The 24,027-nt window shown below is 40.8% G+C and carries 19 protein-coding genes; 16 read left to right on the forward strand and 3 right to left on the reverse strand.

Going from position 1 to position 24,027, the window contains the following annotated elements:
- Positions 1-5 precede the first annotated feature (5 nt).
- Positions 6-1,529 carry a glycosyltransferase gene (locus tag AC0C66_RS11140; protein ID WP_090557045.1) on the forward strand — a complete coding sequence of 508 codons (1,524 nt, stop codon included), beginning with the start codon at positions 6-8 and terminating at the stop codon, positions 1,527-1,529.
- Positions 1,530-1,748: 219 nt separating this feature from the next.
- A complete protein-coding gene (gene wecB, locus AC0C66_RS11145) occupies positions 1,749-2,891 on the forward strand; it encodes a non-hydrolyzing UDP-N-acetylglucosamine 2-epimerase (protein WP_079288829.1) in 1,143 nt (380 codons plus the stop codon).
- Positions 2,892-2,930: 39 nt separating this feature from the next.
- Here wecB and tagU read toward each other — a convergent pair whose 3' ends face one another.
- Positions 2,931-3,851, reverse strand: coding sequence for a polyisoprenyl-teichoic acid--peptidoglycan teichoic acid transferase TagU (tagU, locus tag AC0C66_RS11150; protein WP_072183458.1), 921 nt, complete (start codon positions 3,849-3,851; stop codon positions 2,931-2,933).
- Positions 3,852-4,061: 210 nt separating this feature from the next.
- Here tagU and AC0C66_RS11155 point away from each other — a divergent pair, with 210 nt between their 5' ends.
- The 13 genes from AC0C66_RS11155 to AC0C66_RS11215 all read left to right on the forward strand — a co-directional run bounded on the left by AC0C66_RS11155 (position 4,062) and on the right by AC0C66_RS11215 (position 20,742).
- Positions 4,062-4,385, forward strand: coding sequence for a hypothetical protein (locus AC0C66_RS11155; RefSeq protein WP_072183461.1), 324 nt, complete (start codon positions 4,062-4,064; stop codon positions 4,383-4,385).
- 26 nt (positions 4,386-4,411) lie between these two features.
- Positions 4,412-6,565 (forward strand): SpoIID/LytB domain-containing protein, encoded by a 2,154-nt coding sequence (locus AC0C66_RS11160; RefSeq protein WP_072183459.1) that lies wholly within the window; start codon positions 4,412-4,414, stop codon positions 6,563-6,565.
- 87 nt (positions 6,566-6,652) lie between these two features.
- On the forward strand, positions 6,653-8,140 hold the full coding sequence (locus AC0C66_RS11165; RefSeq protein WP_072183462.1) for an N-acetylmuramoyl-L-alanine amidase: 1,488 nt from the start codon (positions 6,653-6,655) through the stop codon (positions 8,138-8,140).
- 191 nt (positions 8,141-8,331) lie between these two features.
- Positions 8,332-10,239, forward strand: coding sequence for a glycosyltransferase (locus tag AC0C66_RS11170; RefSeq protein WP_088679697.1), 1,908 nt, complete (start codon positions 8,332-8,334; stop codon positions 10,237-10,239).
- A 234-nt stretch (positions 10,240-10,473) separates the two neighbouring features.
- Positions 10,474-11,133, forward strand: a complete 660-nt coding sequence (locus AC0C66_RS11175) for a sugar transferase (protein ID WP_014115374.1) — start codon at positions 10,474-10,476, stop codon at positions 11,131-11,133.
- A 55-nt stretch (positions 11,134-11,188) separates the two neighbouring features.
- Positions 11,189-12,640 carry a teichuronic acid biosynthesis protein TuaB gene (tuaB, locus tag AC0C66_RS11180; RefSeq protein WP_041521199.1) on the forward strand — a complete coding sequence of 484 codons (1,452 nt, stop codon included), beginning with the start codon at positions 11,189-11,191 and terminating at the stop codon, positions 12,638-12,640.
- Complete coding sequence (gene tuaC / locus AC0C66_RS11185) at positions 12,637-13,806, forward strand: teichuronic acid biosynthesis protein TuaC (protein ID WP_061186937.1); 1,170 nt, start codon at positions 12,637-12,639, stop codon at positions 13,804-13,806. Before tuaB ends, tuaC begins: the two co-directional genes overlap by 4 nt.
- 61 nt (positions 13,807-13,867) lie before the next feature.
- Positions 13,868-15,253: a UDP-glucose 6-dehydrogenase TuaD gene (gene tuaD, locus AC0C66_RS11190; protein WP_087987595.1), complete on the forward strand. Its 1,386-nt coding sequence runs from the start codon at positions 13,868-13,870 to the stop codon at positions 15,251-15,253.
- A gap of 85 nt (positions 15,254-15,338) precedes the next feature.
- Positions 15,339-16,805, forward strand: a complete 1,467-nt coding sequence (gene tuaE / locus AC0C66_RS11195; RefSeq protein ID WP_014115370.1) for a teichuronic acid biosynthesis protein TuaE — start codon at positions 15,339-15,341, stop codon at positions 16,803-16,805.
- Positions 16,806-16,833: 28 nt separating this feature from the next.
- Positions 16,834-17,514, forward strand: a complete 681-nt coding sequence (gene tuaF / locus AC0C66_RS11200; RefSeq protein WP_326198478.1) for a teichuronic acid biosynthesis protein TuaF — start codon at positions 16,834-16,836, stop codon at positions 17,512-17,514.
- A 23-nt stretch (positions 17,515-17,537) separates the two neighbouring features.
- Complete coding sequence (gene tuaG / locus AC0C66_RS11205) at positions 17,538-18,296, forward strand: teichuronic acid biosynthesis protein TuaG (RefSeq protein ID WP_072183701.1); 759 nt, start codon at positions 17,538-17,540, stop codon at positions 18,294-18,296.
- A gap of 28 nt (positions 18,297-18,324) precedes the next feature.
- A complete protein-coding gene (gene tuaH / locus AC0C66_RS11210; protein WP_072183705.1) occupies positions 18,325-19,521 on the forward strand; it encodes a teichuronic acid biosynthesis protein TuaH in 1,197 nt (398 codons plus the stop codon).
- Between the two features lie 144 nt (positions 19,522-19,665).
- On the forward strand, positions 19,666-20,742 hold the full coding sequence (locus tag AC0C66_RS11215) for an MraY family glycosyltransferase (RefSeq protein WP_061186932.1): 1,077 nt from the start codon (positions 19,666-19,668) through the stop codon (positions 20,740-20,742).
- Between the two features lie 72 nt (positions 20,743-20,814).
- Here AC0C66_RS11215 and AC0C66_RS11220 read toward each other — a convergent pair whose 3' ends face one another.
- Complete coding sequence (locus tag AC0C66_RS11220; protein ID WP_061186931.1) at positions 20,815-21,939, reverse strand: LCP family protein; 1,125 nt, start codon at positions 21,937-21,939, stop codon at positions 20,815-20,817.
- The gene (locus tag AC0C66_RS11225; RefSeq protein WP_061186930.1) at positions 21,939-22,592 is read right to left on the reverse strand and encodes a YigZ family protein; all 654 of its coding nucleotides are present in this window, start codon (positions 22,590-22,592) and stop codon (positions 21,939-21,941) included. The genes AC0C66_RS11220 and AC0C66_RS11225 overlap by 1 nt, the downstream gene beginning before the upstream one ends.
- A 215-nt stretch (positions 22,593-22,807) precedes the next feature.
- Here AC0C66_RS11225 and degS point away from each other — a divergent pair, with 215 nt between their 5' ends.
- Positions 22,808-23,965, forward strand: coding sequence for a two-component sensor histidine kinase DegS (gene degS, locus AC0C66_RS11230; RefSeq protein WP_014115355.1), 1,158 nt, complete (start codon positions 22,808-22,810; stop codon positions 23,963-23,965).
- Positions 23,966-24,027 lie beyond the last annotated feature (62 nt).

The raw sequence follows: 24,027 nt of genomic DNA on the forward strand, positions 1-24,027 counted from the left end.
TGTATATGAAAAGGATTTTCTCAGTGAATTATCAGGTCAATATAAACAAAGGCGGCATCATAAGCTCCATGATGTCAAGATCTTATACTTTTGCGGAGCACGGATATAATATTGATTTGGTTACATTTGATTACAAAGACAACTATAAGGAAGTTGAGAGAAGCTTAAAAAATGCAGGAAGGCTGCATACTAACGTGAGTATTATCAATGTTTATGATTATTATAAATATAAGAATAGTTCATTTGAGCCTAGTCCTGAACAGCCGCCGCATGATTATCAGCAAAATGTAAAACTATATGAAGAATCCTATGCAGTGTCTTATGATAAAGAGTTATTAGAAGCAGCGTATTTTAAAAATGGTTTATATGTCAAAAAGAAAAAATGGAATACAGATGGACAACTTCTTTACATTGATTACTATAATGAAAATATGCAAAGAACAAAGAGGAAAATATTTCATAGAGAATATGTGACAAGAAAGATATTTTTTGATCAACGAACAGGTAAAGAAACTCAAGTTCAATATCTAGTGCCTGATGGTTTTTGTTATTTAACAGAATGGTTTCACTTTGAGACAGGAGTCAGTCAGGGAGTAACATTGTTTGAACGAAATAAAAATTCAGCAATATTTTTCAAAAATAAGCATTCTTTTCATACTTATTGGCTTGAGAAGTTGTGCAAGCAAGATAAGGACCCTATTATCATCTGTGATGGGGTGGGAAGTGCTTCGAAAGTGAATGAAATGAAAAAAGATTTAGCTAAACGTTTTTATTGTATCCATTCTAATCATTTTACTTATCCACATACTTTAGGCAGTGAAGTGAAAAAAAATCATCGATATGTCTTGGAACACATAAAAGACTTTGATGGACTTATTGTATTAACAAATAATCAAAAAGAAGATATTCAGAAAGAATATGAATCTAAAAATAATATTTATGTTATTCCTCATGCACCGAGAAGACTTGAGAAGTTAAAGACCTTTGAAAAAAAGAAAAACGAGTTTGTCATGGTGGCCAGATATCATGAGGAAAAAGGGATAGATAAAGCAATAAAAGCAATGGGGATTGTGAAAAAATCCCGACCTGATATTGTCCTTAATATATATGGAAGTGGACCTGATTACGAGCAATACCAACATTTGATCCGTGAGCTGCAGCTTGATAATGTTCATTTGAAGGGATATGTGGAAAACCCAGCACCATATTATCAGTCGGCGCTTGCCACTCTATTAACTTCAAAATATGAAGGGTTCAGCCTTGCCATTTGTGAATCGTTCTCTTGCGCAACTCCGGTTATTAGTTTTGATGTGAAATACAGTCCTAGTGATCTTATAAAAGAGCATGAAACGGGATTGCTTGTAGAACCTGATAATATTGATATGCTTGCAGAAAAGATGATTTATCTGTATGACAATCCTGAGAAAGCCATTGAATATGGATTGAATGCAAAACAATTAATGGATACGGAATACAGTGAAGAACGCTTAGTTGAAAGATGGGAAGGCGTATTTGATCGAGCGAAGTAATTTCTTACCCTTTTTGTTCATTATATGATCGTTTACTGTAAAAGCGATTTAAATAATAATTGAACTATACGGTAATACTGTGATAATGAACAAATCTTATTTTCGTAGAATGTATTGAAAGGGCTATGGAAACCATTCAGAAGAAAGTAGACCTTTATACAATCAAATCATCAAAATTCTATCTAACAGCCCGTTAAACAAAGAAACCAGGTGACAAATATGAAAAAACTAAAAGTCATGACCGTCTTTGGGACCAGGCCTGAAGCGATCAAGATGGCACCGCTTGTGCTGGAATTGAAAAAATATCCTGAAATAGATTCCTATGTAACGGTCACTGCCCAGCACAGACAAATGCTAGATCAGGTTCTAGATGCGTTTCACATCAAGCCTGACTTCGATTTGAACATTATGAAGGAGCGGCAGACACTGGCAGAGATTACGTCTAACGCACTTGTGAAATTGGATGAGCTGTTTAAAGATATCAAACCCGATATTGTGCTTGTCCATGGTGATACAACGACGACGTTTGCCGGAAGCCTAGCCGCTTTTTATCATCAAATTGCTGTCGGCCATGTGGAGGCCGGGCTCCGTACAGGTAATAAGTATTCCCCGTTTCCGGAAGAGCTCAACCGCCAGATGACCGGGGCGATTGCTGATTTGCATTTTGCGCCGACAGGCCAGGCGAAAGACAATTTATTAAAAGAAAATAAAAAGGCCGACTCTATTTTTGTGACAGGCAATACAGCGATTGATGCACTCCGCACAACGGTGAGGGAAGGCTATTCTCATCCTGTCCTCGATCAGGTAGGTGAGGATAAAATGATTCTGCTGACCGCGCACCGTCGGGAAAATCTGGGTGAGCCAATGGAAAACATGTTCAAGGCTATCCGAAGAATTGTTGAGGAATTTAACGATGTACAGGTCGTTTACCCTGTGCACCTAAATCCTGTTGTCCGGGAAGCGGCTCAGAAGCATTTTGGCGATTCTGACAGAGTGCATCTGATTGAACCTTTAGAAGTCATTGATTTCCATAACTTTGCGGCAAAATCGCATTTTATTTTGACAGATTCGGGCGGCGTGCAGGAGGAAGCGCCTTCTCTCGGGAAACCGGTGCTTGTGCTGCGCGATACGACGGAACGCCCTGAAGGAGTGGAAGCAGGAACGCTGAAACTTGCAGGGACGGATGAGGAAAACATTTATCAGTTGACAAAACAGCTGTTAACTGATGATGATGAGTACAAGAAAATGTCCTACGCTTCTAATCCGTATGGCGATGGTGAGGCTTCCCGCCGGATTGTGGAAGAATTGCTGTTTCACTACGGGTTTCGGAAAGAACATCCAGATTCATTTACAGGCAAATAAAAAAGAAGCTTTGCACACTGTGCGAAGCTTCTTTTTGTTTTAATTTTCGAGGCTTTCCTTCAGCTCTTTTGTGATATCAGAAAGGGCGCTTTCATCTGCTTGATAGTAGTAAATTCCGTTGATTTTCGTGCCAGTACCTTTCAATTCGTGCTGTTTAATATTTTTACGAGCGCCTTTGTAGTCAGATTGGATATCCCACATGTCATCGAAGGTCAAATTCGTTTTCACATTATCTTCAACGACTTTAAACATATCTCCAAATTTCGTGATGGAAGAAATATTTGCGCCTTTATTAATGATTCCTTCAATCACTTGGCGCTGGCGGTCCTGACGGCCAAAATCGCCTCTCGGATCTTCTTTTCTCATCCGGGTATAGGCGAGCGCCTCTTTTCCGTTCAGCGTGATTTCTCCTTTGCCGAACGAATAACCGTCATAGCTGAACGCGAATGTGCTGTTTACTGTGACGCCGCCAAGTGTATCAACAACGTCTCTAAAGCTTTCCATGTTCACTTTTACAAAATAATCAACCGGAACATCGAGGAAGTTCTCAACCGTGTCAACCGTCATCTGTGTGCCGCCGAATGCGTATGAATGGTTGATTTTATCCATTGTGCCTTTCCCGATAATTTTTGTATATGTGTCACGCGGAATGCTGACCATGTCAGTTGTATTCGTTTTTGGGTTAACGGTCATATAAATGAGCGTGTCGGCACGGCCTTTATCGCCGTCGCGTTCATCCACACCCATAATTAAGACGGAAAACGGGTCTTTTTTATTGATATTGACCTCAGTATCCCTTTTTTTAGATTTATCAATACTTTCATGAATACTTGCCACGGTTGAAGCTGCTTTATGCCATAAGTAGTATGCATAGCCGCCAGTTCCAAGTACAAATACGGCTACAATGGCTAAAATGACAAGTAACGCCTTTCTTTTTTTCTTTCTTTTTTCAGCTCTCATAATAAAGTCCTCGCTTTTTTGTAATCTAGTACGATTATAAGTTTCTTAATATTTGAAAACAACTAAAATTTGTCTGATTCTTTACAATAGACGGTCGCTTGTAACAAATGTTTCGGTATTTTAAGAAAATCCGCAAAAATTTTTCGTTGTTTTGAAAGAAATCTTAAAATAAGCTTAAAATTGTCGATAAGAAGAGGAGAGGTGATGAATATGAAAAAACTAGCTGTTTTAATGTTCTCAATGCTGCTTCTATTGTCAGCGTGTGGAACTGCAGAAAACTCAACAGGTACTGACACAAATGCAGAGGCCGAGAGTGAAACTGTTGAAACTGTAACGAAGGAAGGAACGTTTGCCGGGTTGGCAGACAGTCACACAATTGCAGTCACAATTGATGGAGAAGAAACTTCAATTCAGGTAGAAGACTCAGAGCTTCAAGATAAGGTGAATAGTATTTCAGAAGGTCAAAAGCTTTCTGTCACTTATGCAAAAGAATCAAATGGCGTCTTGCAACTAAAAAAACTAGAGACAAAGTAATTTAACTTCAGGGGGGATTACTAGTTTTGAAAAAACTAAAGCTTCTGTTTTTATTGTCAGTGGCTGCAGCATCTGTTTTTTATCCGGCGTTTATGCAGTCTGCCAAAGCTGCCGATAAAACGATTTCGGTGAAACTGAGTAACTATGTAGGGAACAAATCCAGTTTGGATGTTGATATTACCGGCAGTTATGAAATTCCGGGGTCGAAAATTGCAGATACAGAACGCTACGGTGGAGCTACTCGGTATGATGTAGCCAATAATGTTGCTTCAGCAGGTTGGACAAATCCTGCAACTGTGGTCATTGTAAACCGTGATGCGTTTGCGGATGCTCTCTCAGCAGCTCCGCTGGCAAAAAAGTATGATGCACCTATTCTTTTAACGAGCGCGTCAAAATTGACGGCTAAAACAGAAAGTGAAATTGCCAAATTAAATCCTGATAACATTTTAATTATTGGCGGAACAATCAGCGTATCAAAAAATGTAGAGAAGACTTTAAAAAAATATGGCTCTATAGATAGGATTGGTGGAGCTAGCCGTTATGAAGTTTCTAAAAACATAGCAGACAGAATGGGAAATTACAGTCAGGCTGTAGTAGCAACCGGAAAGGTTTTTTCTGATGCCCTGTCAATTGCGCCATATGCGGCAATGAACGGTTATCCGATATTGCTCGCGGGAGACAATACTTTCCGCAGTGATTATAAGATTCCAAGTAAGGTTACCATTGTCGGAGGACCGTTGAGTGTCAGCACTGGCGTTGAAGCTACTTTAAAGAAGAAAGCTTCTGTTAAACGAATTGGAGGTGCCTCAAGGTATGAGGTGTCGGCCAATATCGTTAAAGAATTAAATATGAAAGCAAACAAAGTATTTATGTCTAATGGTAAAACATTTGCTGATGCTTTAACAGGATCTGTTCTTGCAGCAAAACAAGGAAACCCTTTATTGTTGGTTAAATCAGACAGTCTTCCTTCTTCAGTCGCAAACGTTGTTGCTGAGAAAGGGACTCAATCATTTGCGTTGCTTGGAGGAAACATCTCTATAACGGATTCGTTGAAAAACAAATTGTCTGATACGTTTGCTGGAACAGGATATTCAGTTAACCTATCAAAAGGAAACTTAGTTCTTTATAAAAATAACACGGCAATTAAGACACTTGGAACTTCATTCACAGCACAGCCTAAAAAATACTCAACTACAAACTCTATCAGTTTAAATGGGACGCCTTATCTGGGAAACATGAAGTTTACAATTGAGTCAGGAAAATATATCCGACCAATCAATGTAAACATTCCTTTTGAAGATTACTTAAAGGGAGTAGTTCCTCATGAAATGCCTGCAAGCTGGCAGAAGGAAGCTTTAAAAGCCCAGGCCGTTGCAGCACGAACGTATTCAGTCTCTTATGCTGGAAAGGAAGTGAAAGATACAACGGCATTTCAAGTATACGGAGGCTATGACTGGAATTCTAAGACTTCTGAGGTAGTGGAATCAACAAGAGGAAAAGTCCTCAAGTATAATGGGAATTTGATTTCAGCTACTTACTCATCAAGCAACGGTGGGTACTCAGAAGCGAGCGGCGAAGTGTGGAGCAGCCAGCTTCCTTATTTAATCGCCAAAAAAGATACGTACGACCCGCAAATCAGCTGGTCTCTGTCTTTAAACAAAACCCAGCTTGATAAAAGCAGTCTGAATCTGAAAAGCCCGGGATCTTGGTGGAGCACTAAAAATGAAACGAACTCAGCCTATTTGAGCGGTTTGAAAAGCTGGTTTATTAAAAATAAATACAGCAGGGCCGAGTCTATCAAAATCACGAACATATCCAGTGTGAAATTCAGCACGGAGAAAACTGCCGGTCAGCGGCCGGAAACAGCAAGTGTAACATTCTCATATTTCGTGAAAGAAAAATCAAATGGCTACATTCTTTCAAATGGAAGCCTGAGTGAAAAAACAGCAACAATTTCTGTACCAACTACAGAGCTGAGAACAATGCTTGGAGCTTCGAATATGAAGAGTACATATGCGTCTGTCTCAAACAATACAAACGCCTTTATCATCAGCGGCAAAGGATACGGACATGGCATAGGCATGAGCCAGTACGGAGCCAATGCCAGAGCTGCTGCCGGACAATCCTATACAACGATCTTAAGTTTTTACTATCCAGGAACGACTCTTTCAAGCTATTAAAGATTGATCGAGTTCAAGGAGGCACCGCTGCCTCCTTCGTTCTTTATTTGAGCTATGAATTATTATCAACCTTTGGAGGGACTATCTTTGCGGATTTTTTTAAAAAGCATACCGATCCTGATACTAGCAGTCGTTTTGTTTATACCAAATGCTTTTGCTGCTAACTCTGTCACCAGGCTGGACGGAGCAAACCGATACGAAGTTGCTGTAAACGTCTCTAAACAAGGATGGAGCAGTGCCAATACAGTTGTTATTGCAAATGGAACAGCTTATGCTGATGTGTTAACTGCATCTCCCTTAGCTTATAAGTATAATGCACCTATTCTATTGACAAAGTCGACTACATTAACAACTGCTACTAAAAATAGAATTAGCCAGCTTAAACCGAGTAAGGTCTTCGTAATTGGGGGGACAATAAGCGTATCAAATAATGTAGTAAACGAACTTAAAAAACTTGGTGTTTCTACTGTAGAACGTATCGGCGGAAGTAGCCGATATGAGGTTGCCCAAAATATCTCTAAAAAGTTATCATCAAATTCAAAAGCGATAATTGCAAATGGGACTGCCTATGCTGATAGCTTGGCAATTAGCACATATGCTGCCAGACAAGGTATACCCATTCTACTAACCACTGAAAAATCAATTCCAACAGCTACAAAAAACGCGATGAAGAGTAAGGGAACTTCATCTACTATCGTTGTTGGAGGGGAAATTAGTGTTCCAAAGAGTATATATGGCCAGCTTCCTTCACCAACAAGAATCGGTGGTAAAGATCGTTTTGAAGTAGCAGCGAATATTGCCAAAAGGTATTACTCTTCGTCTAAAAGCGCATTTATTAGCAATGGATTCAAATATGCTGATGCTCTAGCAGGTTCGGCACTGGCTTCTAAGCAAAATCGACCTATGTTATTTACCAAAGCGGACTCTTTGGCAACTGCCACTAGAGCAATCATCGGTTCTAACAGCATAAACAACTTCACTGTACTTGGAGGAACTATTTCTGTTCAAACAGTCGTTACCAATCAGTTGAAAAACGAAATTGTTGGTAAGAAGGTGTTTATAGACGCTGGACACGGCGGTTATGATAGCGGAGCGGTAGGAAATGGTCTTAAAGAAAAAGATGTAAACCTTACTGTTGCCAAGCTTGTGAACAGCAAACTTTCTAAAGGCGGGGCTCTACCAGTTATGTCGAGATCTACGGATGTATTCTTAGAATTGTCCGAGCGTGTTGCGAAAGCAAAATCTAACAATGTAGACCTGTTTGTAAGTATCCATGCCAACTCAGCAAGTGCTTCGGCAACAGGTACAGAAACTTACTATTATACGAAATATGAATCAGCAAACAGCAAACGATTAGCGACAGAAATTCAAAACAGACTATATCAAGCAATGAATACTCAAAATCGTGGTGTGAAAATCGGAAATTTCCATGTTATTAGAGAATCAACTATGCCAAGCAGTTTAGTGGAGCTGGCATTCATTTCTAATGCAAATGACGCTAGTAAATTGAAAAGTGCTTTGTATCAGGAAAAAGCTGCACAAGCGATATATGAAGGAATTATTGCTTATTATTAAAGAGAAATTCCAATGAGATGGCTTACCGGCAAATGTCGGTAAGCATTTTTTGTGCAATTAATTAAGGGGGGCATATTTCAAAGATGTAAAAGTTTATCAAAATTTAAGGTTTTCCGTATTCTTATTAATATTTGTTTTTGCTATAATAACGAAAAATATATCTGATCCATTTAAGGATAGTGAGGTTACCGATGAAAATTAGCATTGTTGTACCTGTTTTTAATTCTGAAGGATTAATTTCAGATTGTCTGGAAAGCTTAGTTAATCAAACAATGCCAAAAGAGGATTATGAGATTATATGTGTTGATGATAAATCTACGGATTCATCTTTAGACATTTTGAATCAATATAAAAAGAAATATGAAAATGTTGTTGTTATTGAAAGAACAGTAAATTCAGGCGGTCCAGGTGCTCCGAGAAATGATGGAATAAAAATAGCAAAGGGTGAATACATTCTATTTGTTGACTCAGATGATTATTTAGGTGAAGAGGCATTACTGAGATGGTACAGTTTCTCAAAAGAGAATCAATCAGATATTACTTTAGGAAAGTTAAAAGGGATAAACGGCAGAGGTGTACCAAAATCAATGTTTAAGGAAACGAACCCGGATGTTGATTTGGTTGATTCCAAAATTGTTTTTACTTTGGGACCCCAAAAATTGTTTAAGGCCTCACTTTTAAAAGAAAATCAAATAACCTTCCCTACTCACATAAAGGCGGCGGAAGATCAAGTTTTCACAATGAACGCTTATTTGAAAGCAAAGAAGATTTCTGTTTCAGCTGACTATGATTATTACTATCTGGTCAAAAGAGACGGTGAACATATGAGTGTTGCATATGTTCCTCCAGAGAACTTTTATGGAGCAATGGAAGATATTATCTCTGCTATCAAGGCAAGTGACCTAGAAGAAGCCAGAAAAATTAAGCTGATGGCAGTATTTTTAAATAGACATTTTGATTTCTCTAGGACAAGAAACGTGACGCTTAAAATCAAAAAGGAAAAAGAAAGAGCAGAATGGTTTCATTATTTGTCATCATTTATTGATTCAGTTCCTTTGGAAGCAGATCAATTTGTCTTACCTCATATAAAATTACGGTTAATGTTCATACGCAATAAGGATTTAAAAGGGTTATCGCAGTATGAACGAGAAGAAAAAAATATCAAAAAGTATACTGAAATCCAGAATGGAGAGCTAATTGCATGCTACCCCAGCTTAAAGACATATCACATTCATAAAGATTTGATTAATGTAACTTATAAAAATAAACTTGATCATTTTATTAAGAATATTGAAATTAATGACAGTGTACTCAGCATTGAAGGAACAATTAAGCACAAATTGCTGGATGATGAAACGAATAAAAATCAGTCTCTTACTGGAGTGTTTGTTCATCGAGATACAAAGGCGGAGAAATACTATTCGCCATCCTTATTTGAAAATTCAACGTTTAAGTTTGAATGTATGTTTGATAAAATAGCATCTGCTGAAGAGGATTTAGGCGTCTGGGATTTTTTCATTGAATCATCAATAGACCGGTACAAACATAGAGTTAGAATAGGAAATAAGCGTGATCCAAACAAGTATCCATTAAATGCTATGTATTTGGGGGATAATGATTTATATGTTTATAGTGCAAAACCTTACTTCACTATGAAATATGACAATCTTTCTGTTAATATAAAAAAACACGCTTATACAAAAGCTGTGCTTTCATATGAAGAGGAATCAAAAGACTTGTCATTTATTTTTAGTAACAAATTAATCTACTTACCGAGTGGATCCAAGGTTGTGGTAAGTAATGGTTACTCTGAGATGTCAGTGCCTATTAAAGATATTGTTGAAGAAGCTAATGGCACAAAGATAACAATAAACATGGAAAATCTGATAGCACAATTCTTTAATTACAACAAAAAAAAGCAATTAATTGAATTTGCCATAAATACATCTAACAATCAAATAATTCCAAAAGAAAATAATCAGGTACTTGTTTTAGAAAAAAAGTGCGTTGAACAAAAGTTCTTATTCTTTTTTGAAAAAATGGTTGAAGTTCAGTACAAGCTGCTAACCTCTAAATCAAAATTTTATTTTCAATATTAAATGCTTCGCAGCGAAAAGAGACAAATCTGCAAAATGGTTTGTCTCTTTTTTTATACAATATGCTTAATTTTAAAAAAAAGTGTCTAAAACAATAAAAAGTTTACGATTAAATGTCAGAAAAAATAACAAATTCACACTTCTTAACATACCATTTACATCCAATTAACATCCGTCTGCTAAACTGACTGGCATAGGTCATCATAACATCCCAAACAAATCGTGAGGTGTGTGTCAGTGAGTGCAGAGAAAAGCATGAATGTGAGTCGTGAATTCTCAGTCCAGCAAATACATTCATTTACATTATCTGAAAAGACGGCTCGTTATTTGGCAGTAAAACGCGTAATGGATATTTGGTTTGCGCTCATTGGATTGGCGATTGCGCTGCCAATGATTGCGGTATTTTCAATATTGATTTGTTTGGAGACGCCGGGACCTGCCATATATACGCAGGAACGCGTAGGGAAAGGCGGGAAACCATTTAAGCTTTATAAGCTTCGTTCCATGAAAATAGATGCCGAGAAGTCCGGTGCTGTTTGGGCGCAGAAGCAAGATCCGCGGGTGACGAGGATCGGAGCTTTTATCAGAAGAACGAGAATTGACGAGCTTCCTCAGCTATTTAATGTGCTGAAAGGCGACATGAGTATGATTGGCCCTCGTCCGGAACGTCCTGTGTTTACGGAAAAATTCCAGAATGAGATTCCAGGCTTTACACAGCGTCTGGCTGTTAAACCGGGATTGAGCGGCTGGGCTCAGGTGAACGGCGGTTACGATATGACGCCGAAGGAAAAGCTGATATTTGATTTATATTACATTCGCAATCTGACTTTCACTTTGGAATTAAAAATTATGTTAAAAACTTGTAAAGTAGTCTGGACAGGTGATGGTGCAAGATAAAACTGAATGCCTGCATTCACCATCAATCTGAGCTTAAAAAGAAGTAGGGAATATGATGCCAAGTATTACTAAACAAATCTTGAGCGGTGCAAAGTGGACAAGTATTTCAACCATGTGTATTACAATCATACAAATCGTTCAGTTTGCCCTGCTAGGAAATATGATGACCTTAACGGAATTTGGACTCGTCGGCATGATCACAACGGTTACAGTTTTCGCCCAGATTGTGCTTGATATGGGTTTTGGCGCAGCGTTAATTCAGAGAGATGATGCGACGGAGCGCCAGATGTCAACATTATATTGGCTTAACATTATGACCGGCGTTTTGCTGTTTGTTCTTTTATATGTGAGCAGTCCTGTGATTGCGGGATTTTATCAAAGGGAAGAGCTGGTGTTTCTGATTCGGATTTTAGCGATTATGTTTTTGATCGCGCCAATCGGACAGCAGTATCAGTATATGCTGCAAAAGCAGTTGCATTTTAATACGTTAAGCAAAATTGAGATTTTTTCAAATGTATTGTCATTCGGATATTTAGCTGTAGCGGTTTTTATGATGGATGCAATTTTGGCGTACGTCATTTCTCAAGTGCTGCTGCAGTCCAGTAAAGGGATTTTATATTGGGCCGTATACCGGAAAAAATGGCACCCCGCTTTTGTTTTTGACTTGAGGGGAATGAAGGCGTTCTTTTCCTTTGGAGCCTTTCAGCTTTCATCCCGCCTTGTGAACAGGCTGGGAGCGAATATCGATATGATTTTGATCGGCCGTTTTATTGGTGCTGAAGCATTGGGGATTTATAACCTTGCCTACCAGATTGTCACCATTCCGGTTTTGAAGATCAATCCGATCGTGACACGCGTGGCATTCCCTGTTTTCGCAAAAAACAAATATGAAAACAGCGTGATTAGAGAAGGCTTTCTGAATATGACAAAAATGCTGGCGCTTGTTTCGTTTCCGCTGTTAATCGGGCTCGTGTCTGTGTCAGACGCCTTTATCGCAGCAGTTTTCGGAGAAAAATGGCTTGCGGCTGTTCCAGTCCTAAATGTTCTGGCCATTGTCGGGATACTCAGAGTGCTCATGAATCCAAATGGATCTGTGCTTCTTGCTAAAGGAAGAGCGGACTTAGCGTTTTATTGGGATTCCGGTGTACTGCTGCTGTACGGATTGTCATTATTTGCAGCCGTTCAAACGGGAAGTCTGCTGACAGTCGCATGGGTATACGCCATCATTAGCGTTTTCAATTTCCTGATCGGACGCTGGCTGCTGGCTTATGTCATCAAACTTAACCTTTCGGCTTATTTCCAGTCGATTATCAAGCCGTTTCTGCTCACAGCCGTGATGGCCATCATCGCGTTTGGTGTAAGCCTAGGTACGGAACACTTCAGTCTGCAGGCAGAAATGCGGCTGGCCATTTCAGTGGCGGCCGGGGCGCTATGCTATCTCTTTCTTTTAGTAAAAGCGTACCCTCAAACGAAAAGCAAACTACTAAGAAAAGGGCGTTTGTCATGAAAATTTTGTGGATCACAAGCGTATATCCGAGCAGCCTGAAACCCGGTGAGGGTGTGTTTCATGAGACACAGGTGCAAGAGCTGCAAAAGCTCGGGCTTGATATCACCGTCATATGCCCAAGGCCTTTTCACTCTGCGCCTGTCCGCATGCTGAAAAAGGCATATCGAAAAAAGGATGCCAGACCGGAGTATGAGATTAGGAAGGGGATACCGGTTTACCGGCCTTTCTATCGAGCAGTTCCTGGCCAGCTGAAGTGGGCGCAGCCTCACCGAAGAATCGCATCATCTGTTTTAAAAACAATGAAACAGCACGACTTACATCCGGATCTAATTCATGCGCATTTTGCCATGCCATCGGGCGGGGCTGCGGCAGTCGTGTCGGAGTCAGAACGAATTCCTTATGTTCTGACCTTGCACGGAAGTGATGTGAATGTCTATCCGCATTACAGCAAAGGGGCGTTTAAAGCCTTCAATCGTGCGGTAGGTTCTGCGTCAGCCGTTTTAGCAGTCAGCGACAAGCTCCAGGAAGAAACCAAAAAGCTATCTGGCTTTGAAAGCTCGGTTTTGCCGATCGGCATACAGCTCAGCCGCTTTCAGGAGAATAAGCAGACAAAAGAAGAAATCAGAGAAAAACTCGGGCTCCCGCTCGGTCAGCGTCTGGCCGTCTATGTGGGCCGGCTCGTCAGGGAGAAAGGCATTTTTGAACTGTCTGAAGCCATCGAATCGTTGAAGGAACCTCCTAAGGCAGTCTTTGTCGGGGATGGTCCTGCAAAATCAATGCTGACCCAGAAAGGACATATCGTCACAGGCCAAGTGCCGAATCATAAGGTAAGAGACTATTTGCTTGCGGCAGACATGTTCGTGCTTCCTTCTTACAGTGAGGGGATGCCGACTGTCGTGATTGAGGCGCTGGCGCTAAGGGTTCCTGTCATCTGTACAGATGTTGGCGGTGTGGCATCGTTATTCGGAAAGCATCGGCATCTGTTGATTCAACCGAAATCGGCTCAAGCCTTGGCGGAGGCGATCGCTCTGTACGAACATGAGCAAATTTGGAAACCAGAAGTAGCAGATGATTTGTATGAAATCGTGCAGGCTCAATTTGACGCCGGAAAAAATGCCAAGGCTTTGCATCATCAGTATCAGACGGTCATGAAAACGTCCGTTTAATCGTAAGAAACTGCGACCAATATAAATAGGAAGGTCATTTTACAGGAGAGGGATGAGCACTGTGAAAAAAATAGCTGTCATTGGAACAGGTTATGTAGGACTCGTGTCAGGCACTTGCTTTGCGGAGATCGGCAATAAAGTTGTTTGCTGTGATATCGATGAATCAAAAATCAGAAGTCTGAAAAATGGGGTAATCCCGATCTATGAGCCAGGGCTTGCAGACTTAGTTGAAAAAAATGTGCTGGATCAGCGTTTGTCCTTTACTAACGATATCCCGTCCGCCATTCGGGCGTCAGACATTATTTATATTGCAGTCGGAACGCCGATGTCCAAAACAGGTGAAGCAGATTTAACATACGTAAAAGCGGCAGCGAAAACAATTGGTGAGCACCTCAACGGCTATAAAGTGATCGTAAATAAAAGTACAGTCCCGGTCGGAACAGGAAAACTCGTTCAATCTATCGTTCAAAAAGCTTCAAAGGGAAGATTCTCGTTTGATGTTGTATCTAACCCTGAATTCCTTCGGGAGGGCTCAGCGATTCAAGACACGATGAATATGGAGCGTGCCGTGATTGGCTCAACAAGTCATAAAGCTGCTGCCATCATTGAGGATCTGCACCAGCCTTTCCATGCTCCTGTCATTAAAACAAACTTAGAAAGTGCAGAAATGATTAAATACGCCGCGAATGCGTTTCTGGCGACAAAGATTTCCTTTATCAACGATATCGCAAACATTTGTGAGCGAGTCGGCGCAGATGTTTCAAAAGTTGCTGATGGCGTGGGGCTTGACAGCCGTATCGGCAGAAAGTTTCTAAAAGCGGGTATTGGGTTTGGCGGCTCCTGTTTTCCTAAGGATACAACCGCACTGCTTCAAATCGCAAAATCGGCTGGCTATCCATTTAAGCTCATCGAAGCTGTCATTGAAACGAACGAAAAGCAGCGCGTTCATATTGTAGATAAACTCTTAACTGTTATGGGAAGCATCAAAGGAAGAACCATTTCCGTCCTCGGATTGGCCTTCAAGCCGAATACAAACGATGTGAGATCCGCTCCCGCTCTTGATATTATTCCGATGCTGCAACAGCTGGGCGCACATGTAAAAGCATACGATCCGATCGCTATTCCTGAAGCTTCAGCGATCCTTGGCGAACAGCTCGAGTATTACACAGATGTGTATGATGCGATTGAGGGCACAGATGCCTGCCTGATCTTAACGGACTGGCCGGAAGTCAAAGAAATGGAGCTTGTAAAGGTGAAAACCCTCTTAAAACAGCCAATCATCATCGACGGCAGAAATTTATTTTCACTTGAAGAGATGCAGGCAGCAGGATACATTTACCACTCTATCGGCCGTCCTGCTGTTCGGGGAACGGAACCTTCTGACAAGTATTTTCCGGGCTTGCCGCTCGAGGAGTTGGCTAAAGACTTGGGGAGCGTCAATTTATAAAAAGAAAAAAGTGTTACTTGGTTGAAGCTGCCGGCTGCTAGGCTCGGCCGCCGGCTCCTGAAACATCAGGAAAGGGGTTAAACATGTGAGTATCAAACGTTCAGCGGTCCATACGCTTGCGTTACTGGCCGCTGTCATATTTGGAGTCGTCCTATTGCTGGGAGCCATCCGTAAAGATATAGGTTTCATACAGATGGCTGCCCTGCTTGCGGTGTTGGCGATCGGTCTGTTTGCGCTGACGCTTGCAACCGCATTTACAACAAAAGAACGGCTCTTTATGGCTGTAATCTATATTTTGATCGCCTGCACTTTTTTAAATAATGCATTTTTCGCGATACATCTTGGGTTTTTCAGTTTGTTCCTTTACAGGCTTCTGCTCATTGCAGCGGGGTGCCTCCATGTGATCGGGATGGTTCGGAATCGAACACATATTGAAAGATGGAACGGACTGCAAGTGAAAGGGATATTGCTCTTTTTCGCCTTTTGGTTTATATACGGCCTTGTTTCTCTGCTATGGGCTAAGTCGGTGACAGCCGGCATCAAATATTTGGCCTTATTGGCAATGGGAATTTTCTTCATTTACCTCATTGTCATGTATGTGCAAAAAATGGAGCGGCTGATGATTGTTTATGCCATTTGGCTGGTGATGACAGTATTCCTAATGATCATTGGTTTTTACAATCATATCACCCATCATCATCTCCCGAGTTCCACGCTGTACAGCGGACCGGAATATAAGCAACATTATCCGACCTCGGTATTTTTTAATCAAAATGACTTTGCGACCTTTTTATCAATCAGCTTCTTTTTTTACATCACTTTGATGAAAAACATAAAGAATGGATACATCAAGGCGATTGGCCTTGTGCTTTCGCTCTGTACGTTGTATTTAATTTTTGCCACTGGTTCAAGAGCCAGCCTTCTGGGGATTTTTGCAGGCATTGCTGTCTATATCTTCATTGTATTGCCGCCTGTTCTAAAGAAAATGGCCATATGGCTGTCAGCGGCGGGAATTGCCATTTTTGCAGTTCTTTTCGCCAGCCGAATTTATTCAAAGTTTTGGGAGCTGTTTCTGGCACCACAGACACTGCATTCATTTCATGACAGGCTTCCATCAAATGTGGCCCGGGCCAATCTGCTGAAAAACGCATGGCACTTTTTCCTTGATTCATACGGATTCGGAGTCGGAGCAGGGAATGTATCCTACTATCTTGAGCACAATGCTTTATATGATACTGACAATGTGGCAGAGGTGCACAACTGGCTCGTTGAAATCCTTACTAACTTTGGCTTGTTCATCATGCTGGGATATCTGGCCGTTTATGCCTACCTCATATGGGTGCTTTATAAATTTTATGAAAGAAAATTAGAAAATCAGTCAAAACTGATCACAGAAGGGCTTATTACTGCTCTGGTCAGTTTTCTGGTATCTAGTATCAGCCCAAGCTCTGTTTCAAATTTATTTTTCCATTGGGTGTTTCTGGCACTCGTCATCGCCGCTGTCAATGTGTTAAGGCGATCCAGACAGATGCCTGAACCGATGTACAGATAAACAGACTACAAAAAGCAGGGAGACTTATATGAACGATATATTGATAAGAATAGCCCGTCGCATTAAAAAAAATATCATTTGGATAATAGCAGTGCCCATTATATTAGGTGCGGCGGGGTATATCCTGCCGTCACAGATCGCTGATCAAAAGAGCTATACAGCTGAGGACACTTTAGCTGTAGGGAGATATGACCATCCGGTTTATAACAGCATAGAGGAGATTCCCCTTTTGCTCAAGAGCGACTCTTTTTTGAAGGAGGCGCTTCCTGGCGAAAAGGATGAAGATTTGGCAGAGATCAAAGAGAAGCTTACCATCAAAACGGAATCCAAATCTTTGCTGACATTGAGTTATAGCGACAAGGATAAGGATAAAACGGAATCCGTCTTAAATGCCATTTCCTCTGCTTTTCTCAAAAATGATCAAAAACTGTATGCAGAAAGAGAAGCCGTCATCCGCCGCAGCATAGATGCGCTCGAAGGCGAGTCGGTGAGCGAGGATTCCAAAGTGGATAAAGAGAGATTTTTGTATGAGCTGAAAAACACGCAGCTTAATTTGAAAGCGGCCAGTGTCACTGATTCTGAAACCGTAGGTGAGACAGCAGGCGGCGGAATGTCTCCGAAAAAGAAAGCGGTTCTCGGTGTTATGATTGGCCTCACGATTGCCTTTATGTTCGTTGTCATTCCTGAATTTTTCAGGGAATCCTTTTAAAATCATACGATGGAGATGTGATCATGACCAATTGGAAACCTCTCGTATCTGTCATTACGCCTTCCTTTAATGCGCGTGACTATATTGAAGACACGATTCATTCAGTGTTAGATCAGAGCCACTCTCATTGGGAAATGATTATCGTGGATGATTGCTCAACGGATGGCACACGCGACATTTTACAGCAGTATGAAAAGATAGATGAAAGAATTCATGTGGTGTATCTGGACGAGAACAGCGGAGCTGCAGTTGCTCGCAATAAAGCATTGGAGCACGCTCAAGGTCGTTACGTAGCATTTCTGGATAGTGATGACAAATGGAAAGAAGACAAACTGGAAAAGCAGCTTGAGTTTATGATGGAACGTTCCTGTGCGTTTTCTTTCACAGGCTACAGCTTAATGGCGCAGGACGGGACCCCGCTCGATAAATTTATTCATGCCCCGGAAAGCCTGACGTACGATGACGCTCTGAAAAATACGATTATCGGCTGCTTGACGGTGATGATTGACAGGGAGCAAACGGGACAGATCCAAATGCCAAATATCAGAACGAGACAGGACTTGGCCACATGGCTGTCTCTTTTGAAAAAAGGATTTACCGCATATGGTATGAATGAATGCCTTGCTGAATATCGGCTTGTAAATAACTCGATATCCAGCAACAAATGGAAGGCTGCGAAAAAAACGTGGTTTGTCTATAGGGAGATCGAACGTCTACATTTAATGAAAGCAACATGGTGTTTTGTTCAATATGCAAAAAATGCGGTGAAAAAAAGATTATAGCCGCAAACAGAGAGAAAAGGTGATGAAGGTGGAAACAAAAGAAGCAATCATTCATGTCATCGTTGCCACTGCCGAATGGGGAAAAGACCAATTGAGATACAGAAGGCATCGGCTGGCGGAATTTTTAGCTGCTCAGGAGGAAACGAAGGAAGTCATTTGGGTGTGTCCGGCTCCGCGCCCCCAAGGAAATGAATTTCAGCAAGTTCATTCAGGCATCAGGCAATTCGCTATCAAAGACTTGCTGCAGAAAAAAATGTTTCGTTTCGGACGATATACAGATGTCTTTTACAGACATAAGCTCTCACCATTACTTGATGAACTGACCTCTGCTTCTGCAAACGGTGAACGCTGCTGTTTATGGTATACGTTCCCCGGATTCCCGCTGCTGTCATCGCTGTATCCCTGGGATCAGGTCATTTATGATTGCAGTGATTTATGGGCGGCGCCGATCAGCGGCCGTTCAAATCTGCTGTCTGAATTCCGGCGAAAAGTCATTAAATCGGCGGAGCTGAGAATTATACATCGTGCAGATTCCATTACCTGTTCATCGGATTATCTTCACAAAGAAGTAGATAAAAAACTGACTGAAGGGCGAGAAAAGGTGCATACTGTCGAAAACGGTGTTGAATATGAGCTGTTTTCTGCAAATCAAGGGGGGGCTCCTAATCGCAGCATATTGCAGGGTAGAGAAGGAACAGTATTAGGCTTTATCGGCGGGATTAAACCTAAGCTCGATTTTAAAATGATTGAAGAGGCTGCGCTCCAAAAGCCTGAGTGGACATTTTTATGGGTTGGCCCGGATGCCACCAATGGCGACGTTTCGTTTCAAGAGCTTCTGAGACTTCCCAATGTTATATGGACCGGCCCGGCAGACCCAAAAGAAGTTCCGCATTATATGGAGCTTATTGACATTGGCATCATGCCATATAAAAAATCATCGTATAATCAAGCTGTGTTTCCGCTGAAACTATTTGAATTTTTAGCGGCTGGAAAGCCTGTTGTCGGCTCTAATCTTCCGTCAACCTCAAAAATGAAAAAGCCGTATGTATACGAATATGTAGAAGGCGATCATCCGCTTGATTTTATAGCTGCGTGCGAAAAAGTAATCGGCCAAAACGGAGATGAAACGTATAAAGAAATGCGCAGAAACATCGCCCGCGCACAGGATTGGAATTGCTTATTTAAACAAATTATGAAATATACAGGGATTCAAAAACATGCGTAGTCCTATAATTTGGGATGCGCGTTTTTTGATTATACGTGTTTCTTTTTGATGAAGCTTGTTATAATAACTAAGGAGAAGGTATAATGGAAGGAACGGTTCTCTATATAAATAAAGACTTCATTTAATTCCAAAGGAGACTTCTTTATGCTTGACGAACGCATGATTCGCATTGTTGTTGCGTTTATTGTCTCGCTGCTTACAGTTTTAATCATAACCCCAATCGTAAAAAGGATTGCGATTAAAATAGGTGCAGTTGATCAGCCCAGCAATCGAAAAGTACATGACAAAATTATGCCCCGGATGGGCGGGCTGGCCATATTTATCGGGGTGGTTGCAGGCGTACTTGCATCCGGTATTTACACAGAAACAAGAATGACGGCTATTACAGTCGGAGCATTCATCATTATTGTGTTAGGTATTCTTGACGATAAATATCAATTAAGTGCAAAAGTTAAGTTTTTGATTCAATTAGGTGTAGCCATTATGATTGTAAGCACTGGCTTAAAAATGGACTTTTTCTCAGTGCCTTTTTTAGCAGAACGATTTGAGTTAGGATGGCTGGCTTATCCGCTGACTGTATTATGGATTGTCGGCATTACAAACGCGATTAATCTGATTGACGGATTGGATGGCCTTGCCGCCGGTCTCTCTGTTATTGGCTTGTCAACAATCGCCGTTATGGCGCTATCCGGCGGAAAAGTACTGATTCTGTCGCTCTCATTGGTTGTGATCGCCAGCACACTTGGATTTTTGTTTTACAACTTTCACCCGGCAAAAATCTTTATGGGTGATACAGGATCACTTTTTTTAGGGTATAGTATTTCGATTCTTTCATTATTAGGTCTGTATAAAAGCGTAACATTGTTCAGTATCGTTATACCGGTTATTATTTTAGGCGTGCCAATTTTTGATACAACATTTGCTATCATCAGGAGAATATTAAACAAACAGCCGATATCTGCACCCGATAAGTCCCATATCCACCACAGACTGATGGCTTTTGGCCTTTCACATCGGATGTCGGTCATTGTTATTTATCTGATTGGATTTATTTTCAGCATAAGTGCAATTGTGCTCAAAAGTGCCACAATTTGGCTCTCTTTGTTTATTATCTTCATTTTAATTATTTTTATGCAGATCATAGCAGAAGTGACAGGACTCGTGAATGAAAAATTTAAGCCGTTTACGAAATTTTATAAACGACTGGTGAAAAGAAATTAAAAAACTCCGGCACAATAGCCGGAGTTTTTTCTGCGCGAAAATGCCCGATCCTCTAAAGGACCGGGCATTTTTTTAATAAGATGAATCAGTTGTTGAATTCGTTGTATTGTTTGAGCTTGTGCTGCTGTCATTCGAATAGCTGCTTCCGCTTGTCGTACCGTCAGTTGTCGTACTTTCATCTGTGCCAGTGCTGCTTGTATCTGGAGTATAATCTAAATGCTCTTGGAGCGTTTTTCTGACTTTCTCCAGATTTGTGGCATCAGGTTCAAAATAATACGTGTTGTTAGGCCCTAAATACAAATCAGAACCTGTGATGCTCAACGTGTCAATTTTCTTGCTAGTAAAGCCGCTGTAAATCTGCTGCAGCGCTAAACCTTCCGTAATGCGGATATTGGTTTCAACGTTTTCGCTTGCTTTTTCTGCGATTTTATCGATCTTAGCAATGTTGCTTGCACTTGACATTCGGTCAATCAGTGCATTTAAAATTTGTTTCTGTCTGTCATTACGGCCAAAATCTCCGCGTTTATCCTGTTTTCTCATACGGGCATACGCCAAGGCTTCTTCGCCGTTTAAGTGCATCTCGCCTTTTTTAAAGTAGATCCGTTTGCTTTCGTCTACGTCACTTTTTTCATCAAAATCGAAAGGCACATCTACATCAATACCGCCGACTTCATTAATCACATCTTTAAATCCGTCAAAATCAACTGTCACATATTTATCGATCGGGATTTGCAAGAAGTTTTCAACGGTTTCAACTGTCTCATCTTTTCCGCCTTTGCTGAAAGCGGCATTAATCTTTGTTTTGCTTCCGGTTGTGTCACTGGCTAATTGCACCCGTGTATCACGCGGAATGCTCAGCATTTTCATGGTTTTATTTTTGGGATCAAGGGTAACTACAATAAGAGAGTCTGATCTCCCTTTTTGTCCTTTGGTCGCGTAATCCTCTATTCCCATAAATAAAATAGAAAATGGTTTTTTCTTCATGTCTACAACTTCGCTGCGAAGATTTGATTTATTTCCGCGGGAAAGGGCATCGTATGAATCATCCGCAGCGTTAATGGTTTTATAAAGTTTATATCCACCTAGCCCTACGACTACCAATAATGCAAGGGCAAACAATAACATAATTCTTTTTAAAATTTTCCTGCGTTTGCTCTTTTTCTTTTTTCGCACACGCACTCTAACGCGTTCAGCCATTATTCAGTCTCCTTTATGTGATTGACGGCTTTTTCAAGATACGTCAACTCTCCCTCTTTAATATCACTCTTTCCATTTGTCAGTTCTGTCATCCACTCAGAAAATGTGTTTGTTTCTTTTTCTTCCACGTATGTTTCGAATTCAACATTTTCGGCATAATGGATTTCCTTTAATAGAAATTGTGATTCCCTTAATTCATTTTCTATCTTGCCAAGCCAAGTGTAATCTGCGGAAGTGTGCATGACCCGCATAAGCTTCCGTTCTACAACACCTATATGATTTAATCCTTCAGACACTGATTTCCCATAAGCGCGAATTAATCCGCCGGCTCCAAGTTTAATGCCTCCAAAGTATCGTGTAACGACGGCGCAAGTATCCTTAAGTCCGCGTTTTTTTAATACTTCAAGCATTGGCACTCCCGCTGTACCACTTGGTTCTCCATCGTCATTGGCTTTTTGGATATGATCGTTCTCGCCAATTACGTAAGCCGAGCAATTATGAGTCGCATTCCAGTGCTGTTTCTTTATTTTCTGTATAAATTCCTGTGCCTCTTGTTCGGTAGAAACACGGCTTAAATGACAGATAAAACGCGATTTTTCTATAACAATCTCGTGTTCTCCTGCTTCTTTCACAGTAAAATAGCTGTGCAGCATGCTTGCTGACCCCCTGCTAAGCATAAAAGACTGCCTATACAAATTCGTACAGTCTTTAGAATTTTTGTGCGTATTTTGGTATCATAAAGAATGGAAGGTATATAAAATTGTTTTTTTCTAGAATATACGCATTCTTTCATTATAATTCGACATAATTTGCATATCAATTACATTTATAATAAAAATATATGACAACGCCGTGACGGAGGGAAATTATGAATAAAACAAAGATGGATTCCAAAGTTCTGGATTCTATTTTGATGAAGATGCTGAAAACCGTTGACGGGAGCAAGGACGAGGTTTTTCAAATCGGGGAGCAGTCACGCCAGCAGTATGAACAGCTGGTTGAAGAACTGAAACAAATTAAACAGCAGGTGTATGAAGTTATCGAGCTTGGCGATAAACTTGAAGTGCAAACCCGCCATGCGAGAAACCGTTTATCCGAGGTCAGCCGCAATTTTCATAGGTTCAGTGAAGAAGAAATCCGCAATGCTTACGAAAAAGCCCATAAACTGCAGGTAGAATTGACGATGATCCAGCAGCGTGAGAAGCAACTGCGGGAACGCCGGGATGATTTAGAGCGAAGATTGTTAGGCCTTCAGGAAATCATTGAGCGGTCTGAATCATTAGTAAGCCAAATAACAGTTGTGCTTAACTACTTGAATCAGGATTTGCGCGAGGTCGGACTCCTTCTTGCTGATGCTCAGGCAAAACAGGATTTCGGCTTAAGAATTATTGAGGCACAGGAAGAAGAGCGAAAAAGAGTCTCCAGAGAAATTCATGACGGACCTGCTCAAATGCTGGCAAATGTTATGATGAGATCGGAATTAATCGAGCGGATTTTCCGTGACCGGGGTACTGAGGACGGATTCCAAGAAATTAAAAATCTCCGTCAAAATGTGCGGAATGCCCTTTACGAAGTGAGAAGGATTATATATGATTTAAGACCGATGGCCCTTGATGACCTAGGCCTGATTCCAACTTTAAGAAAATACCTATATACAACCGAGGAATATAACGGGAAGGTCAAAATACATTTTCAGTGCATTGGTGAAACAGAGGATCAGCGGCTTGCGCCTCAGTTTGAAGTTGCGCTCTTCAGGCTCGCACAGGAAGCTGTGTCTAATGCGCTAAAGCATTCTGAATCTGAAGAAATTACAGTCAAAGTTGAAATCACAAAGGATTTTGTGATTTTAATGATAAAAGATAACGGAAAAGGGTTCGACTTGAAGGAAGCGAAAGAGAAGAAAAACAAATCATTCGGCTTGCTGGGCATGAAAGAAAGAGTAGATCTATTGGAAGGAACCATGACAATAGATTCAAAAATAGGTCTTGGGACATTTATTATGATTAAGGTTCCGTTATCTCTTTGACTATGATTTGTAAAATAGAGCCAAAAGGCATATTGACCGAATGCTAGAGTATATTGAACAAT

Source organism: Bacillus sp. VA13 (assembly GCF_055710085.1).